This window comes from Bradyrhizobium symbiodeficiens, assembly GCF_002266465.3.
In the GTDB taxonomy this organism is placed as follows: Bacteria; Pseudomonadota; Alphaproteobacteria; order Rhizobiales; family Xanthobacteraceae; genus Bradyrhizobium; species Bradyrhizobium symbiodeficiens.
In genome coordinates, this window is the sequence record NZ_CP029427.2 from 1,053,091 (window position 1) to 1,071,662 (window position 18,572).

Annotated in this window: 11 protein-coding genes; 3 read left to right on the forward strand and 8 right to left on the reverse strand. The window is 65.1% G+C overall.

The features are described from left to right. Positions 1–6 precede the first annotated feature (6 nt). Positions 7–3,453: an indolepyruvate ferredoxin oxidoreductase family protein gene (locus CIT39_RS04910; RefSeq protein ID WP_094973150.1), complete on the reverse strand. Its 3,447-nt coding sequence runs from the start codon at positions 3,451–3,453 to the stop codon at positions 7–9. A gap of 153 nt (positions 3,454–3,606) precedes the next feature. Here CIT39_RS04910 and CIT39_RS04915 point away from each other — a divergent pair, with 153 nt between their 5' ends. Beyond that, positions 3,607–4,062 carry an Lrp/AsnC family transcriptional regulator gene (locus CIT39_RS04915; RefSeq protein WP_094973149.1) on the forward strand — a complete coding sequence of 152 codons (456 nt, stop codon included), beginning with the start codon at positions 3,607–3,609 and terminating at the stop codon, positions 4,060–4,062. Positions 4,063–4,173: 111 nt separating this feature from the next. On the opposite strand, the gene CIT39_RS04920 is transcribed toward CIT39_RS04915, so the two are convergent. The 3 genes from CIT39_RS04920 to CIT39_RS04930 are packed head-to-tail and all read right to left on the reverse strand — an operon-like array spanning position 4,174 to position 7,416. Beyond that, on the reverse strand, positions 4,174–4,959 hold the full coding sequence (locus CIT39_RS04920; RefSeq protein ID WP_094973148.1) for a fumarylacetoacetate hydrolase family protein: 786 nt from the start codon (positions 4,957–4,959) through the stop codon (positions 4,174–4,176). Between the two features lie 15 nt (positions 4,960–4,974). Next, positions 4,975–6,342, reverse strand: a complete 1,368-nt coding sequence (locus tag CIT39_RS04925) for an LLM class flavin-dependent oxidoreductase (RefSeq protein ID WP_094973147.1) — start codon at positions 6,340–6,342, stop codon at positions 4,975–4,977. A 21-nt stretch (positions 6,343–6,363) separates the two neighbouring features. After that, on the reverse strand, positions 6,364–7,416 hold the full coding sequence (locus tag CIT39_RS04930) for an Ldh family oxidoreductase (RefSeq protein WP_094973146.1): 1,053 nt from the start codon (positions 7,414–7,416) through the stop codon (positions 6,364–6,366). A 297-nt stretch (positions 7,417–7,713) separates the two neighbouring features. On the opposite strand from CIT39_RS04930, the gene CIT39_RS04935 reads away from it, so the two are divergent. Beyond that, a complete protein-coding gene (locus tag CIT39_RS04935; RefSeq protein ID WP_162308348.1) occupies positions 7,714–11,829 on the forward strand; it encodes a bifunctional diguanylate cyclase/phosphodiesterase in 4,116 nt (1,371 codons plus the stop codon). A gap of 54 nt (positions 11,830–11,883) precedes the next feature. Here the strand turns inward: CIT39_RS04935 and galE are convergent, their stop codons facing one another. From galE to CIT39_RS04955, 4 genes are all read right to left on the reverse strand, one after another. Next, positions 11,884–12,876, reverse strand: coding sequence for a UDP-glucose 4-epimerase GalE (gene galE, locus CIT39_RS04940; protein ID WP_094973144.1), 993 nt, complete (start codon positions 12,874–12,876; stop codon positions 11,884–11,886). Between the two features lie 14 nt (positions 12,877–12,890). Then, on the reverse strand, positions 12,891–13,694 hold the full coding sequence (locus CIT39_RS04945) for a WecB/TagA/CpsF family glycosyltransferase (RefSeq protein ID WP_094973143.1): 804 nt from the start codon (positions 13,692–13,694) through the stop codon (positions 12,891–12,893). After that, complete coding sequence (locus CIT39_RS04950) at positions 13,687–16,056, reverse strand: exopolysaccharide transport family protein (protein ID WP_094973142.1); 2,370 nt, start codon at positions 16,054–16,056, stop codon at positions 13,687–13,689. Before CIT39_RS04950 ends, CIT39_RS04945 begins: the two co-directional genes overlap by 8 nt. A gap of 291 nt (positions 16,057–16,347) precedes the next feature. Continuing rightward, positions 16,348–17,148 (reverse strand): class I SAM-dependent methyltransferase, encoded by an 801-nt coding sequence (locus CIT39_RS04955; RefSeq protein ID WP_094973141.1) that lies wholly within the window; start codon positions 17,146–17,148, stop codon positions 16,348–16,350. Positions 17,149–17,543: 395 nt separating this feature from the next. On the opposite strand from CIT39_RS04955, the gene CIT39_RS04960 reads away from it, so the two are divergent. Beyond that, positions 17,544–18,572, forward strand: a complete 1,029-nt coding sequence (locus tag CIT39_RS04960; protein ID WP_094973140.1) for a glycosyltransferase family 2 protein — start codon at positions 17,544–17,546, stop codon at positions 18,570–18,572.

Consider the following 18,572-nt stretch of genomic DNA (forward strand, 5'->3'; position numbering starts at 1 on the left):
TCCGCGTCAACCGGCGGCGCGCATCTTTGCCGGCGACGACGTGTGGAGTTCGCCAAGCAATCGCTCGACCTCGGTCCTCGTCTTCCCGATCGCGGCGTCCTTGACCGGGCCATAGCCGCGGACTTCCATCGGCGCCTTGGCAATCGCGACGAGATCCGGAAGACGCGCCGTGCCGAGCTCGCCGAGCATCCGTTCGATCAGAGCTTCATACCATGTGATCAGTTCGCGCTCGGTCCGCCGTTCCCGGGCGTAGCCGAACGGATCGAACGGAGTTCCGCGCAATCCCTTCAGCCGCGCGAGCATGGCGAGCGGCATCTGGATCCATTGGCCGAAGGCGCGCTTGCGCGGCCGCCCGCGAGCGTCGCGCTGCGACGGCAGGAATGGCGGTGCGAGGTGATACTGGACGCTGAAGCCGTCCTCGAATTCGCGTTTCAGCTCATCGAGGAATCCGCTCTGCATGTGCAGCCGTGCCACCTCGTATTCGTCCTTGTAGGCCATCAGCTTGAACAGGGCGCACGCGACCGCCTCGGTCAGAGCCTCGCTGCTCAGGACAGCTTCGGCATTGCGGACTTTTGCGATGGTCGTTCGGTAGCGTGCGGCATAGGCGGCATCTTGATAGGCGGTCAGGAAGTCGGCGCGACGGTCGATGAGCTGGTCGAGCGTTTCGGTCTTGGGCGCATCGTCCGCCTTCAAGAGGTCGGGATCGGCGGCCGCGATCCGGCCCCAGGCAAAGGCCTGCTTGTTGCGCTCGACTGCGACGCCGTTGAGCTCGATCGCGCGCAGCAGCGCGGCAAGCGAGATCGGGACCAGCCCGCGCTGCCAGGCAAAGCCGAGCATGATGATGTTGGCGTAGACGGCATCGCCGAGCAGCCGTTCGGCGAGCGCGTTGGCATCGATGGTGCCGAGATTGCCCTCGCCGATGACTTGGCCGATCGCGCGCAGGCGGGCGGGGGAGGCGAGATCGGCGTCGCGGAAGCGGACGACGTCGCCGGTCGGCATCTCCGCGGTGTTGACGGCAGCGCGCGTGCCGCGGCGGTAGGTACCGGACGCCTTTGGCGAGGAGCTGACGACGAGATCGCAGCCGATCAGCGCATCGGCCGCGCCTTGGTCGATACGGACCTGATGCAGCGTCTCGGGGCTCGAGGCAAGGCGGATGTAGCTCAGCACAGGCCCGAACTTCTGCGCAAAGCCGGTGAAGTCGAGCACCGAGACGCCGCGATGTTCCAGATGCGCGGCCATGCCGATCAGCGCGCCAACGGTGATCACGCCGGTGCCGCCGACGCCGGTCACCAGCAGGTCGCAGGGCCGCTCAAGCGTTGCGGGAGCGGGCAGGGGAAGTGTGGCGGCCCGGCCGATCGCGTCGATCTGGCTTGCGCCCTTTTTCCGGCGCGTGGCGCCCTCGACGGTGACGAAGCTCGGGCAGAAGCCGTTGAGGCAGGAAAAATCCTTGTTGCAGGCTGAGAGATTGATCTGACGCTTGCGGCCGAACGGCGTCTGCTTCGGTTCGACGCTGAGGCAGTTGGACTCGACCGAGCAGTCGCCGCAGCCCTCGCAGACGAGATCGTTGATATAAGCGAAGCGCTTTGGGTCGGCCATCTGCCCACGCTTACGCCGGCGCCGCTTCTCCGTGGCACAGGTCTGCTGATAGATCAGGACCGAGACCCCGGGAATATCGCGCAGCTCGCGCTGCACGGCATCCATCTCCTCGCGCGGATGAAGGGTGACGCCGGCCGGCAGATCAGCAGGCGAGAACTGTGCGGGATCGTCCGACACCAGCGCAATGCGCGTCACGCCCTCGGCGCGGACGCTGTGGGCGATGGCCTGCACGCTGATGGGACCGTCGACCGGCTGACCGCCTGTCATCGCGACGGCATCGTTGAACAGGATCTTGTAGGTGATATTGGCCTTGGCCGCGATCGCCTGCCGGATCGCCATCGAGCCGGAATGGTAGTAGGTGCCTTCGCCGAGATTCTGGAAGACGTGCTTGCGGCCGGTGAATTTCGACGACGCTGCCCAGTTCACGCCCTCGCCGCCCATCTGGATCAGCGACGATGTCTCGCGGTCCATCCAGCTCGCCATGAAGTGGCAGCCGATGCCGGCCAGCGCCTTGGAGCCTTCAGGCACCTTCGTCGATGTGTTGTGCGGGCAGCCTGAGCAGAAATAGGGCGTGCGCGTTGCGCCTGATACGTTGATGGTGCGTGCGGCCTCCGGCATCAGCGCGGCCGCGCGTGCGGCGAGATTGAGGCCCGGAAACATCGGATCAAGCCGGCGCGCCAGCACGCCGGCCAGCGCGCGGGGCGACAGCTCGCCGATCCAGGACATCAGCCTTGCGCCGGTTTCGTCGTGCTTGCCGACCATGCGTTCGGGTTTGCTGCCGGGATAATCGTAAAAATACTCCTTGAACTGGCTCTCGATGATGCCGCGCTTCTCCTCGACCACGAGGATCTCGCGCTTGCCCCTCACGAAATCCATGGCGTCATGCAGCGCCAGCGGCCAGACCATGCCGACCTTGTAGATATCGATGCCGATGCTGCGGCAGGCGGCTTCGTCAAGACCCATCAGCCGCAACGCCTCCATCAGATCGAGATGGGCCTTGCCGGTGGTGACGATGCCGTAGGTCGCATCCGGAACGTCGTAGATGCGACGGTCGATTGGATTGGCCTTTGCGAAGGCGTAGACCGCGTGCTTCTTCGCCTCCAGCCGCTCCTCGATTTGTGGGCCCGGCAAATCCGGCCAGCGGTAGTGCAGACCTCCCGGCGGCGGCGTGAAGTCCGGTGTGCGGAAGACGCGCGGCGGACGCAGTGCGACGGAGGCGCCGGACTCGACGATCTCCGAGATCGCCTTGAAGCCGACCCACATGCCGGAGAAGCGGCTCAGCGCATAGCCATATTCGCCGAACTTGAGATACTCGCTGACGCTCGCGGGATGCAGCGTCGGCATGAACCAGCTCATGAAGGCCACGTCGGACTGATGCGGCATCGAGGAGGAGACGCAGCCGTGGTCGTCGCCTGCGACCACCAGCACGCCGCCATGCGGGGAGGAGCCGTAGGCATTGCCATGCTTCAGCGCGTCGCCGGAACGATCGACGCCGGGACCTTTGCCGTACCAGAGCCCGAACACGCCATCGACCTCGCGATCTCCTTGCGTCTCGACCTGCTGCGAGCCGAGCACGGCGGTCGCGGCGAGGTCTTCGTTGACGGCCGGCAGAAATTCGACCCGGTCCCGCGTCAGCCGCTCCTGGATGCGCCAGAGCTCGAGGTCGATGCCGCCGAGCGGCGAGCCGCGATAACCCGAGATGAAACCGGCGGTGTTGAGGCCATGGGCCCGGTCGCGTCTGACCTGATCCAGCGCGATGCGGACGATGGCCTGCGTTCCCGTGAGGAAGACGCGGCCCTCCTCGCGATCGTAGCGGTCGGAGAGTTCGTACGTGTCGAGTGACGGAACGGCGTCCATGGCGGACCTCCCGCGGCATCCTGCCGAATGACGCAAGGGTATGCCCGGGCCGCTGGTAGGTCTTACCTAATCAACCGATGTCGAACACGATATCGGTAGAATTTTGCATATCGTTGTCGATTTTGGTAGCTTCTTATCAAACCCGGAGATTCCATGATTGAAGACCAGGACGTGCGGATTCTCGCTCATCTCCAGAAGGATGGCCGTGCCACCAACCAGCAACTGGCGGACGAGGTCGGCATGTCCACTTCGGCCTGCTGGCGCAGGGTGCGCGCGCTGGAGGAAGCCGGCATCATCCAGGGCTATGCGGCGCTCATCGCGCGCGAGCAGGCGGGCTTTGCGATGTCGGCCATCCTTCACGTCTCGCTGGAGCGGCACGACGCCAAGTTCGTCGACGAATTCGTCACGCAGGTGACCAAGCGGCGCGAGGTGCTGGAGTGCTTTGCGACCACGGGCGATGCCGATTATCATTTGCGCGTCGTCGTGCAGGACATGGCGGCCTACAACAGATTCCTCGACGAGTTCATGTTCCGCATCCCCGGCATCCGCTACGTCCGCAGCAACGTGGTATTGAAGGAGATCAAGTCGAGCGTGGCGCTACCGTTTTGAGATGAGAGAGATGCCGTAGGGTGGGCAAAGGCGCACAGCGCCGTGCCCACCATCTTTCAATTGCAAACGCGGTGGGCACGCTTCGCTTTGCCCACCCTACGGCACCGTTGCTTACCGCCCCTCCCGCACAAACCTGTTCCGCAACGTCCCGACCCCCGTGATCTCGATCTCCACGACGTCGCCATGCTTGATGTCAGGTGAGGCACCGTCCGTGCCCATCCAGATCACGTCGCCGGGCCACAGCGTAAAATACTTCGTGAGCTCGACAAGGAACGGCACCACGCCGAAGATCATGTCGGCGGTGGCGAAGCGGTTGGTCTCCTGGCCGTTGACCCCGACGATCGTTTCCATCTTTTCGAGATCGGCCTCGGTCTCGATCCACGGCCCCATCGGCTTGAACGTGTCGGCGTTCTTCGAGCGCCACAGGCTGCGATCGGCCTTTTGCCAGCTGCGCTCACTGACGTCGTTGCCGATGGTGTAGCCGAACACGCAATCCATCGCGTTCTCTTCGGTGAGGTGCTTCACCTTCTTGCCGATGACGACGACGAGCTCTCCCTCATAGTGGATCTTCTCCGTCGCAAAGGACGGGATCACCACGTCCTCGTCATGCGCGATCAGCGCGTTCTGGGCGCGATAGCCGATCTCGGGCCTATCGGGCACGGCCGGCACTTCGCCGCGCTTGTCAGCGGCCTCCTTCAGGTGCTTCAGATAGTTCAGGCCGACACAGTAGAAGGTGCGCGGTATCAGCGGCAGCTCGATCCTGACGTCGCCAAGCGGATGCCTGCGTGAGCTGCGTTGCCATTCGCCGAAAGGATCGCCGTCGACCGCGATGACCTTGTCGCCCTCGATAATCCCCCACGAGGACTTGCCTGTCTCCGTGAACTTCAACCAGCGCATGTGATGTACCCGCCATCATTCCGCGGCATCGCGCGGCCGCACTTTCCAGGCGCCGGCCGCCGGTCGCTCGAGCCCAAGGTTTTCCCGCAATGTCTTGCCGCGATAGTCCTTCTGTAACAGTCCGCGGCGCTGCAGCTCCGGCACGATATGCTGGACGAAATCGGCGTAGGAGCCGGGCACGTAGGTCGCGGCGACGACAAAGCCGTCGCAGCCGCGCTCGACGAACATCTCCTCGAGCTTGTCCGCGATCTCCTTGGGACCGCCGACCATGGCGTCCTGGACCTGGCCGCGGCCGGAGAAGGTGACGAAGTCGCGCGCGCTCGGATTGCTCTTGCCCGAATTCTTCAGCACGCCGTCGCGGATGCCCAGGATGCCCTGCATGCTCTTCAGCTCGTCCGTCGTCAGTGGCTCGTCGAGATCCTTGGAGGCGAAGTCGTAATTGAGAGCTTCGGCAAGCAGCGACAGCGCGTCGATCTGCAGCGGCAGCTTGTTGATCAGCGCCATCTTGTCCTCGGCTTCGGCTTTGGTCGCGGCACAGACCGGCGTCGTCAAATTGCAGAGGAACATCTCATCGGGATCGCGACCGGCCTTGGCGGCCTCGTTGCGCACGGATGCGTAGCCGTCCTTGGCGGCCTGAAGGTTGCGCGCGGCGGTGAAGATCACCTCGCCCCATCGCCCGGCAAAGCGCTGGCCTCGGCCCGATGCCCCGGCCTGGATGATCACGGGATGGCCTTGCTGCGAACGCGGCACGGTGAACGGCCCACGCGACTTGAACGCGGCCCCCTTGTGATCGAGCCGCTTCACCTTGGCGGGATCGGCAAAGCGGCCGCTGTGCTTGTCCATGATGAGGGCGCCGTCCTCCCAGGTGTCCCAATGACCGAGCACGACCTCCATGAACTCGTCGGCCTTGTCGTAGCGGGAATCATGCTCGGGATGGGAGTCGCGCCCCATGTTGAGCGCTTCACCGTCATTGAGCGAGGTGACGACGTTCCAGCCCGCGCGCCCCCCCGACATCAGATCGAGCGTCGCGAAGCGGCGAGCGACGTCGAACGGTTCGTAATAAGTGGTCGAGCAGGTCGCGCCAAGCCCGAGCTTGTCGGTGACCATGCCCATCGTGGTCAGCACGATCAGCGGATCCATCTTCACGCAGCGGATGCCGTATTCGACGGTATGGGCGTGGTCGTTGCCGTAGCGATCCGGCATCGCCAGGCGATCGTCGAAGAAGGCCATGTGGAACTTGCCGGCTTCGAGAATTCTGGCGATCTCCTGATAATAGTCCGCCGACATCGAATCGTCGCGCGAGTCCGGATGCCGCCAGGAGCTCGGCAGATTGGTGCAGTTCTGCGCCTGGAGGAAGCCGACCAGGACCATCTGTCTCGTCATGCTGCTGTTCTCCTGATGCCGTCAGGTCAGATCGAGGACGGTGTCGAGCCTGTACTCGCGCGCCAGGGAGCGCAGCTTCTCCCAGGTGGCATCCTCGATCTCGATGCCGTCGCGCAGGCGCTGCTGCTCGCGCAGGCCTTCGATCTCGCCGGGATAGAACACGCCCTTGCTGCCTTCGGACGGCGGCGTCGATTTCAGATAACGCGCGAACTCCGCGACCTCGCGCTTGAACTCCTGCAGCGGCCGGAAGGCGGCGACGTTGAACACGGCCATGAAGCATCCGTCGTTGTGACGGCCCGTCGGTTCGACGCCGAAGCCGAGACCGGTGAGCAGGCCGCAGAGCACCTCGACCATGGCGGCAAGACCGCTGCCCTTGTAGCCCTCGGTGCCGCCGAGCGGCAGCAGCGCGCCGCCCTTGCGGTATTGCGTCGGGTCGGTGGTGTGCCGTCCGTCGGCATCGATGATCCAGCCCGCCGGAATCTCCTCGCCGCGCGCGACCGCGAGCTGGATCTTGCCGGCCGCCACCGCCGAAGTCGCCATATCCAGATAGAACGGCGCGTCGAGATCGGAGGGCACCGCGATCGAGATCGGGTTGGTGCCGAGCCGTGCCTCCTTGCCGCCGAACGGCGCCACGTGCTTCGGCGAGCGCCCGGAATCCGCCGTGGCAATCCCGATCATGCCTGCTCGCATCGCCATCAAGGGGTAGGCGGCGAGGCGGCCGACGTGGCTTTGCCGGAACACGGTGCAGGCCGCGACATTCGCCGTCCTGGCCTTCTCGATCGTCAGCGCCATCGCCTTGGCGTTGACGTGGAAACCAAAGCCCCAATGGCCGTCGATCACGGTCGTGGTCGGCGATTCCTGGACGACGGTCCATTTGGCGCCGGGAACGATGTGGCCGGCCTTGATGCGGTCGATATAGGTGGGAACGGCGATCACGCCGTGGGAATCATGGCCGGCCAGATTGGCGTTGACGCAGCCGACCGCGACGGCGTCGGCTTCTTCCTCGGAAGCTCCGGCGGCGCGGAGCAGCGCGGCGCCGACGCGCGTGAGGCGATCGGCCGTGACGATCGGCATGGCGTTCCCCGGGGTCCTTGCCCTTGGCGGGCACTGATTGTTGGAGGCCATCGTCTCAAAGCGCAGCTGCGATATCAATCTCTCGTAAACCAATACAGGGCTGCAAATTCGTAAAGAGGTCGCGCCTCTCGCTGAGGATCCGTCCCGTGCGGCGGTATTTTCGATGATTTTGCCCGGGTCGTTCGCAGCTCGTTCACTTTGATCGATTGTTTGCAGCGCGCAATAACGACCACTTAGGCGATGGCCCTCATAAAGTCACCCGGGACAAATAGGCAGAAATGCCCGGGAGTTGAGATCGTGTCGACGACACTCGCGCGCACCTTTGCGGCGTTGAGCGCCATTAACGAAGCGATCCTCTACGCGAAATCGCCGGATGAGCTGTACCAGAAGGTCTGCGACGCCGGGTTTTCGAGTGGGGATTTCTTGGCCGTTACCGTGTTCCTGGCGGGACAGGATGGCGGACGGCTTCGTTTTGCGGCCGGCTGCGGCGACGACATTCCGCGACTGCGCTCCATCCTGATCACGACGGAAGCCGGCACGCCTGAAGGCTCGGGCGTCGGGGGCGAGGCGTTTCGCGATCAGAAGCTGTGTATCAGCAACGATTATCTGAACGATCCGCGCTCGCTGGCGTGGCGCGAGGGGGCGGCTGCGGCTGGCATAGGCGCGGCCGCTGCGCTGCCACTGCTCTGCGACGGCAGATGTGTCGGCGTGCTGTTGGTGACCCGCAGCGACCCGAATTCGCTCAGCGACCAGATGGTGTCGCTGTTCGAGCGCATGTCGGCCAACATTTCCTATGCGCTGGACAATTTCGCGCGTGAGACCGCGCGGCAGACCAGCGAGCGAACGGCGCGGCGGCTCAACCGCATGTACGGCGCGATCAGCGCTACCAACGAGGCCATCCTGCGTGCCAAGACCGAGCAGGAGCTGTATCAGCTCGTGTGCGATGCCTCCGTCCACGGAGGGAAATCGCTGGCGACCTTCATCTTGCTGAAGGAAAAGGATTCCGATTGGCTGAAACCTGTCGCCGGCACGGGCAAGAATCTGGAGCTGGTCGCTCAGGCCCGGTACTCCGTCGATCCGGATAATCCCCATGGCCGCGGCATCTCAGGTGAGGTGTTTCGCTCGCAAAAGCCATGCCTGGAGGACGATCTGCCCCGCCGCACCAAGGGCACGCCCTGGGAGCAAGCCAACGTCAGCACTGGCGTCGTCGCCTGTGTCGCTGCTCCCCTGATCAAGCATGGGCAAAGCATCGGCGTCATGCTGTCCTTCGTCAGCAGCTCGTGGGCCAGGGACGAAGAAGTCGTCGCCCTGATGTTCCGGATCACCGAAAACGTATGCTTTGCCCTCGACAATTTCGGTCGAGAGTCCGAGAAGGTCCAAATCGCGGCCGAGGAGGAGCGGCTGGCGCGCATGTATGCCGCACTCAGCGCGACCAACGAGGCGATCCTGCGGGCGCGGTCGCGCGCCGAACTGTTCGATCTCGTCTGCGAGGCGACGGCAAAGGGCGCCAAGTTCACGTCGGCCAACATCGCCATGGTCGACCGTGACGCCAAGCTGCTGCGTGTCGTCGCCTGTTACGGGCCGAACGCGGACCAGATTCGCAACTTCAAGTTCTCGATCTCCGAGGATGTGCCGGAGGGGCGCGGACTGACGGGTACGGCGTTCCGCACACGCCGGCCGGCCGTCAGCAACGACGTGCTCGCCGATGAACGTATCGCGCCGTGGCACGCCAGCGCGCGCCGCAACGGGATCGCGTCCTCCGCGGCCTTGCCGCTGTTCAACGGCGATCAGGTCGAGGGCGTGTTCCTGTTCAACTCTCCGGAGCGCGGCACGTTCACACCCGAATTCGTCGAGTTGTTGCGCAAGCTGCAGGCCAATGTCGCCTTCGCACTGGAGGGCTTCGACCGTGCCGAGGAGAAGGCACGGGCAGACAAGCTGCGCAACCGCCTGAGCGGAATGTTCGAAGCGCTGAGCGCAACCAACGAAGCGATCATGCGCGCCAAGACGCGCGAAGACCTGTTCGAGGCGGCGTGCCAGGCGGCCGTCCTCGGTGACGTGTTCGCGTCGGCCACGATCGGTATCATCGACAAGGAACAAGAGCTGGTTCGCGTCGTCGCGGTGAAGGGGCGGCTGCAGCAGCAAATGGTCGGACGAACCTGCAGCATTTCCGTCGACCATCCCGAAGGCCAGGGGATCATCGGCACTTCGCTCCGGGCCCGCCGGCCCAGCGTCATGAACGACTATCTGAACGAGCCGCGATCGGCCCACTGGCGGACGAAGGCGATCGAGGATGGAACGCGGGCCGCCGCTTGCTTCCCGCTTCTGAAAGCAGGCCAGGAATCGATCGGCATTCTGCTTTTCCTCGCACCCGAGGCGAACACGTTCACGCCCGATCTGGTCGAGCTGCTCGGGCGCCTTGCCGAAAACGTCTCCTTCGCCCTCGACAATTTCGATCGTGCCGAGGAAAAGGCCCGTACCGAGGCGCAGAAAGAGCGCCTGACGCGCATGTTCGCGGCCCTGAGCGCGACCAACGAGGCGATCATGCGGGCGAAGTCGCGCGCCGAGCTGTTCGACCTGGTCTGCCTTGCCGCATCGAACGGCGCGAAGTTCACGTCGACCACGATCGCGCTGGCCAGGGCCGACAGCGACCAGTTGGAGATCGTGGCGAGCGCGGGCCCGTCCGCCGACACCACGCGGAACGTTCGCCTCTCCGTCGATCCGGAGCGACCCGAAGGGCGCGGGATGAGCGGTACGGCGTTCCGCACGCGACAACCCTGCATCAGCAACGACTATCTCAACGACGATCGCGTCCGCGCCTTCCATGCTGTCGTCCGTGGCGACGGGGCGCGCTCGGGCGCGGCATTTCCGCTCATCGCGCACGACCAGCCCGTCGGCGTCATGATCTACATGTCGACCGAGCCCGGCACCTTCACGACCGAGTTCGTCGAGCTGTTGCAGCGTCTGGCCGACAACGTGTCCTTTGCGATGGAGAATTTCGATCGCGCCGATGCCAAGAACGAGGCGGACGAGCGGATCGAGTACCTTGCCTCGCACGACAGCCTGACCGACCTTCCCAACCGCGAGACCTTCAACGGACTCCTGCGGGAGGCGATCGATACGGCGGAACGCCATGATCACCGCTTCGCGGTGCTGTTCATCGACCTCGACCGCTTCAAGGTCATCAACGATTCGCTCGGCCATGAGGCCGGCGACCTGCTCCTGCTCGAAGTCGCCAACCGCTTGCGCGACGCGCTTCGGGCAAGCGACGTGGTGGCGCGCCTCGGCGGTGACGAGTTCGTGGTGATCCTCGACCGGTGCGGCGAGATCGGCGACGTCCAGCGCATCGCGACCGGGCTGCTCGCGGCACTCGCCGAGCCCATGGAGCTGGCCGGACACGAGTGCCACACCACGGCCTCGATCGGTATCGCGATGTATCCGGCCAACGGCTCCGACGCGCAGACCTTGACCAAGAACGCCGACATGGCGATGTACCTGGCCAAGGAGGACGGCAAGAACGGCTACCGCTTCTTCTCCAAGGAAGTGACGACGCAGTCGATCGAGCGGCTGTCGCTGGAGAGCGCGCTGCGCCGCGCGCTGGAGCGCGAGCAGTTCTCGCTGAACTACCAGCCCAAGGTCGACATGGCGACCGGCCAGATCACCGGCGTGGAAGCCCTGCTGCGCTGGGCGCATCCCGATCTCGGCAACATCTCGCCGGCTCAGTTCATCCCGCTCGCGGAGGAGACCGGCCTGATCGTGCCGATCGGCCGCTGGGTGCTGAGGGAAGCCTGCGCGCAGGCCATGGCGTGGCAACGCCGCGGCCTCTTGCCGTTGTCGATGGCGGTCAATTTGTCGCCGCGGCAGTTCGCCGACGAGCATCTGTTGCAGGACGTCGACGAGGCACTGGCGGCCAGCGGCATGTCGCCGGTGCTGCTCCAGCTCGAAGTTACCGAGAGCATGATGATGCGCAACGTCGGCCGCGCGCTCAAGGTGCTCGATGCCATCCAGAGCCGCGGCATCCGCCTCGCCATCGACGATTTCGGCACCGGCTATTCGTCGATGTCGCTGATGAAGCACTTCCCGATCGACACCATCAAGATCGACCGCTCCTTCGTGCGCGACCTGCCGCAGGATTCCGAGGACCAGGCGATCGCACAGGCCATCATCAGCATGGGCAAGGCGCTCGGCATGACCGTCGTCGCCGAAGGCGTCGAGAACGCCGAGCAGGAGGCATTCCTGCGCACCCATGGCTGCGACGAGATGCAGGGCTTCCTGATCTCGAAGCCGCTGCCGGCCAGGCAGATGGCCGAGCTGCTGCGGCCGATGGTCCTGCCGATCGCCCCGCCGCTCCAGCCGGAGCCGGACGTTGCCGCCACGGAAGCTGCGGCGTTACGGCTGAAACGCGCTGTCGTCTGACGGCCGCGGGTGCAGTCCGCTGCCGCTGGAGCAAGACGCGGGCGCCCCGGTCGGCTAACGCTGCCTGAACGGATGCGCCTTCTGGTGCCAGGCCCAGGCGGTGCGGATGACCGTAGCCAAGTCGGAATGGCCAGGTACGAAGTTCAGCACCTTTCTCGCCGCGGAAGGATCCGCGACCAGATAAGTCGGATCGCCGGCGCGGCGCGGCTTGACGGTGTGCGGCACCTCGCGGCCGGTCTCCTGCCTGATCGCGTTCAGGATCTGGCGCACGGAAAAGCCGGAGCCGGTGCCGAGATTGAAGCTGCCGCCGGCATGCCCGCCTTCCAGGAGCTTCAGGGCAGCGACATGCGCCGCGGCGAGGTCGGTGACGTGGATATAGTCGCGGATCGCGGTTCCGTCGGGCGTGTCGTAGTCTTCGCCGAACACGGCGAATTCGACATGGCCCTGCAGCGCCATCATGGCGCGGGGAATGAGGTGGGTTTCATTGTCGCGCAGCTCGCCGATGCCGCCCGCCGGATCGGCGCCGCTGGCGTTGAAATAGCGCAGGCAGAACGCGCCGAAACCGTAGGCCGAGCGGTAATCGGCGAGCATCCGCTCGATCATCAACTTCGATGCGCCGTAGGGATTGATCGGCATGCAGGGAAAGTCTTCCGGCAGTTCCTTGGAATCGGCGTTGCCGTAGACGGCGCCGGTCGAGGAGAACACGATGCGCTGACAGTTTGCGTTGCGCATCGCCTGCAACAGCGACAGCGTGCCCTGCACGTTGTTGATGTAGTATTTCTGCGGATCGGTCATGGACTCGCCGACCAGGCTCGCCGCGGCGAAATGCATCACCGCCGTGATCTCATGGTCGGCGAAGGCGCGTGCCAGCGCCGTGCCGTCGAGCAGATCGCCCGTCACCAGCGGGCCGGCAACGAAGCTGCGATGACCTGTCGAAAGATTGTCATAAACGACGGGCTGGTAGCCGGCGGCGGTCAATGCGCGGCAGGCATGCGAGCCAATATAGCCCGCGCCCCCAGTGACGAGGACAGTCGGTCGGTCGGTCATGTCGTCTTCTTCTCTTAGCGGAGGGGTTTATTGCGGCTGAAGAGAAGATAGAGCGCGCGGGGGTTGGTGGTCAAATAGCGCCAGAACAGGCGGCGCGGCTCGAGCAAGGTGCGCCAGGCCCATTCGAGTCCGACCTTCTGCATCCATCGCGGCGCGCGGGAACGGCTGCCCGACAAAAAGTTGAACAGGCCGCCCGATGTCTTGATAACGCCAACATTGGTCAGGTGCGGCGTGAACTCCTCCACGAATGCCTGCTCGTTGGGCACGCCGAGCGCGACCCAAAGATAGTCCGGCGCCAGGGCGTTGATCTCCTCGACCTTGGCGCGCAGCGCCTCGCCTCTCAGATAGCCGTGGCTGTGTCCGACGATCTTGAGGTTCGGATACATCTTCTGGACGTTTTCGACGGCCACGATGTTTTCGACCTCGCTGGCGCCGAACAGGTAGAAGGTACGGCCGACCGCCTCCGCCTTGCGCGCGACGACGTGGAACAGGTCCGTGGTCGCGACGCGCTCGGGCAGGGGAAACCATGATTGCAACCTCGAGGCCGCCACCAGCGGCTGGCCGTCGGCGTTGATCAGGTCGGCGGCGCGGAACAGGCGCTCGGTCTGCGGCTCAGTCGAGCAGCGCGCCAGCACCTCGCCATTGGCCGAGGTCAGAAACAACGGGCGGCCGATGCGATTGTCGGGATCGGTCGCCTCGATCATGAAATCGGCGGTCGCTTCCAGATCGATCGCGGCCATGCGAAGCCCGCCGACGGTGATGCGCGGCACGTCGACCGTTGCTGCCCGTCCATCGATGTTGACGCGACGCTCAAGCATATTGTCTGCCTCGCTGGCGCGTTTGGAGTGCCGGGGTGAGTTCGTCCAGCACGACGCCGACGAGTTTGCGCTCGGCGCGGCCCAGCGCGGTCAGGATTTCTTCCAGGCTGTCGTTGATGTCGAGGCTGGTCGGCAGCACCGCCACCAGCGCGTCGGTGTCGTCGAGCAGCTTGCGGCCGCCGGCCGAGAGCGGCATCGCGGGGCCGTCGAGGATCACGAGGTCATAGCCGCCTGCGGCGCGCGCCTGCGCAATCGCCTTGCGGATCGCGTCGGCGGCCTTGCCGGCGTCACTTTCGCCGACCGGCAGCACCGAAATGCCGTTGACCGTCTTGATCTCGCGGGCGGCCTTGCTGCCGATCGGGAGCCAGCCGAGCCTGCTCGGCTCGCTCTTGCCGGGGCGGCTGACCTTGTTCGAGAGCGCGTGGGCCTGATGGTCAGTATCGATCATCAGCACGCGGGCGCCGTCGCGCGCCGCCGCAAGCGCGAAGTTCAGCGCGCTCACGCTGCGCCCGCTGGTCTCGCCTGCACCGACGATCGCGATGACCGGCATCGCCTTGTCGCCGGCGCGCCGGGCCGCGGCAGTGCGCATGTCGCGCCAGGTGTTGAGCAGCTTCGTCAGGGGAAAACCGGGCCGCAACGTCGGCCAGCCCAGCCGGGTGAGGTCGACGCCGCCGCCGGTGGCGAGAATGGCGCCTAACGTGTGGATGACGTCGGCCTCCTGGAGGCGCGCGATCAGTGGCTTTTCGATCAGGGGCTCTTCGACCATCGCAGGCTGCAGCGACGGCGCGACAAGTTCGGGCAGGTCCTGCGCCACTTCCGCAAGTCGAGAGACCTGGGCAGGCTGCGGCGCTTCCGGAGCCGGCAAAACCTCGGGAGTGCGCGTTCTTTCCGGCGCCGGCTTGCGCTCACGGTTGGCCGGTGCGGGCGCCGGCGCGCCGACGAGCAGCAGTTCGGCCGCGGCAAACCAGCTCGACGCCGCGAGCGCGCCGAAGATGAAGCCGATCATGGCGAACATGCTCATGGCGGGCGGGAACGAGCGCCGCTGCGGCACCGTCGCCTCGCCGATGATTCGGGCCGCCGACGTGTTCAGCGTCTCCTGCTCCTCGGTCTCGCGCGAGCGCTTGAGGAAGGATTGGTAGACGTCGCGGCTGGCATCGGCTTCGCGCTCGAGCTCGCGCAGGCGGACGGCGGCCTGGCTGAGCTGCAAGCTCTGCCGCTTCTGCGCTTCCATGGCCCGGTTGAGCGAGGCCTCGTAGTCGCGGGCGCGCGTCAGATCGTTCTTGGCGGACTGGGCGAAGCGGTCGATCTCCTCGCTGATGGTGCGCTTGAGATCCTCGACCTGCTTCTCGGTCTGGCGCAGCGCCGGATGGCGCGGCCCGAGCTCGCCGGCCTGCTCGGCGTATTTCTTGCGCGCATCGGCATATTGCGCGCGGAGGTTCGCGATCGTCGGCGATTGCAGCGCTTCCGGGATCGCGCCGGCATCGGCAGCGGTACGGCGGCTCGCCTCGATCTGGTCGAGCCGCGCCTGCGCATCCATCGTCGCCGCGCGGGCCGCGGAAAGCCGCTGGTTGCTGGCCGAGAGCTGCTGATCGCTGATCAGCGCGTCCTGGGTGCCGACGAAATTGTTCTGGGCCTTGTAGGTGGCGAGCGTGGTCTCGGCATTGCGCAGCCGCTCGCGCAGCTCCTTGAGGCGGCCGGAGAGATCGTTGGTGGCGCGCCGTGCGGCCGAAGCCTGCGAGTTGCGGGATTCGGCGAGGTAGGCATTGGTCAGCGTGTTGGCGAGCATCGCCGCTTTCGCCGGATCCGTCGACCAGACCTCGATGTCGACGATGAAGCTCTTCTCGGTCTTGCGGATCGTGATGTGCCGGTTCAGCGCCTCGAGCGCCGCAAGCTGCACTTCCTTGTTGTCCGCAGCGGAGGGCGCGCGAGGCTGCAGGCCGATCAGGCCGAGCAGCGACGACATCAGGCTCTGGCCGTCACCGCCGCCGCCGAATTCCGGGTCCTTGTCGAGAGCAGCCTGCTGGATCACCTTGAGCAGCACGCTGTTGGAGGTGATCAGCCGCGCCTGGCTCTCCACCACCATGGACATGCCGGAGACGTCCTGCGCGCGCGGTGTGAGCTCACGATCGACGAGTTGAAGCTCGCGCGGATCGACATAGAGCTGGGCGGTGGCGGTGTAGCGTGGCGTCAGGCTCTTGCCCACGGTGACGGCAAGCGTTGCGCCGAGCAGGGCAGCCGCGGCAATCGCGATCTTGCGCCGCCAGAGCAAATTGGCGAGCTCCAGAACGTTGAAACCGGCCTGAGACTTCTGTTGAGGGGGCTCGGGTCTCGCCCGATCTATCGGCTGACTATAGTCAAGCATGATCCCCAGCTTTCATTCCAAATGCCGCAGGCTGAGGGGTCACTCTTCGCTCTACGCCATGCACCCGGGATATAGGTGCCCAATCAACGCAACAGGGAAAATTAACCATACTCATTGAGGGACTATTCAACGAAATGGCAAACAAAGCGTTTAAGCGCTCGTCACTCCGCGGTGCGTCCTCGTGACGCCGGCGATGCCGGGGCTGCCGGGAGATTAACGGTTCGTTACCACGCACGGCATGGCCGCGAGGCTCCGCCTGTTCTGCAACGAGCCGCGCGCGCGTCATGATGCTCAGCTTTTCCGCAGGATGACGTGATAGTCGCCGCGCCGGACGTCGGTCCCACGCGACAGCATGGTATTCAGCACGGCCGCGCCGGCGTCCACGAGCGCCGCGAACAGCGGCTTGCGCCGGCGCATCTCGGGATAGCGCGGGCTCTCGACCTCACGGCGGTAGATCATCTCCAGCCCGTTGGCGGTCGCGAAGGCTTCGAGCCGGGGCAGCGTCACCAGCGGATGGAAGAAGGTCGGAAACGGCGGCTCGCCGGGCAGGCCGGCATCCTTGATGCCGCGGATGTGCCGGTAGAACCAGACGTGAAACCAGTGCGGCGAATATTTGGTGACGATGCCGGACAGCGAGCGGGGATTGGGCGCGCCGATCAGGATCAGCCCGCCGCGCTTGAGCGCATCGCGAAAGTTCAGCAGCGCGGCGTCGACATGGGGCAGATGCTCGATCACGTTGTAGCAGATCACGAGGTCGAAGGTCTCGCGGGCGAAACGGTAGGTCTGCACGTCGCCGAGGATCGCCTCATCCGCGTAGGTGTTGTTGCGGACCTGGTCTTCGTCGATGTCGACCACGGTGACCTTGCTGCGGCCAGGCAATTCCGACGGCAGGACGCTGCAGGAGCCGCCGCCGGCTTCATAGATGGCGAGCTGGCCTTGCGGCAGTTCGCGCCGCAGCACGTCGTGAACGGCGAGCAGGCTGTCGCGCGCTTCGCCGGGGACGAGATCGTGAAGCGCCTGGACGGGTGCGGCGGCCGCGGGGATCCGGATCGCCGTGGCTGTCGCAAAATCGATCGTGGCTGGCTTGTTCATATTTTCTGACCGCGCTTGTTCTATTCAAATTTACAGGAAAAAACTCGCGTGCCCGAAGAGCAAATCCGATGCCGCGACGTCCCACCGGTTGCAGTGCTTACGGTCGGGTTAATGCGCATGGGCATTAACTACGGCATTGTTCATGTTGGGTCTTCATGGGCGCATGGACCGCGAATTGCAGTACCACGCGCACATGGTTTCGCAGGAGAAACAGGCGAAAGCGGTTAAGCGCATGATGTTTCCCTGGGACGGCCGGGAAACCGGCGCGAGCTCTGGGCAAGCGCCATCGACAGGCCGTTCATTCCGGGACGAATCTGTCCCGCGGCGGTGTGCCGTCACGGGAATGCGTAATTGAAGCAGGGCTTTTTCAACATATCTCGGACATTGAGAACGTCATGACATTGATCCCGACAGACCTGTCCGCCACGCGTATCTCGGATGCCGTGCGCGATCCCAACCGGGAGATCGTGGCGAGCTCCGGGGTCATCGACCTGTCGGTCGGTATCGTGGTCTGCATTCCCTGTTTCCGCCGTCCTCAGCATCTGCGGCTGACGCTGGAATCGCTGGCGAACCAGCGGACTCCGCGTTCCTTCGCCGTCGTCATGGTCGAGAACGATGCCGCGCAGCGCGAGAGCGCGCCGGTTGCCGCGGAGTTTCTGGCTGCCGGCAGGCTGCAGGGCGTCTGCCTCGTTGAGAAGCGGCAGGGCAATTGCCAGGCGATCAACGCCGCATTCGAGACGGCGCAGGCGCTGTTTCCTGCCGCGACCCGCTTCCTGATGATCGACGACGACGAGATCGCATCGAGCGACTGGCTCGAGCTGATGGTTCGCACCGCGGAGGCGACCGGCGCCGACGTGGTCGGCGGTCCGGTGCTGCCTGACTTCGACGACGACAGCAAGCCCTGGCTGTCGCGTCATCCCGCCTTCTGTCCCGCCTACGACTATTCCGGCGCTGTGCCGCTGATCTATGGCTGCGGCAATTGTCTGATCACGCGGTCCGCCTTCGAGCGGTTCGATCGTCCCGCCTTCGACCTGCGCTTCAATTTCCTCGGCGGCGGCGATTGCGATTTCTTCGTGCGGTGCCGCGATGCCGGCATGGTCTTTCACTGGACGGCGGAGGCGGTCATCACCGAGACCGTGCCGCAGGGCCGCACCAGCCTCGGCTGGATCGCCAAGCGCGGCCTGCGCATCGGGGCGATCAATTATCGTGTGCAGTACAAGGCCGCGCAGAGCGCATCGGCGCGCGCGCGAGTGTTCGTGCGGATGCTCGGGCGGTTGCCGCTCTCGCTGGTTCGTTCCGCAGGTCTGTTGACGTCGTCGAAGGCCGTCGTGGCGATGCATCCCGTGATGGTCGCGCTCGGCTCCATGCTTGCGGCGTTCGGGATCGAGCCGAAGCCCTATGAGGCCTCGAAGATCGTGTCGTGA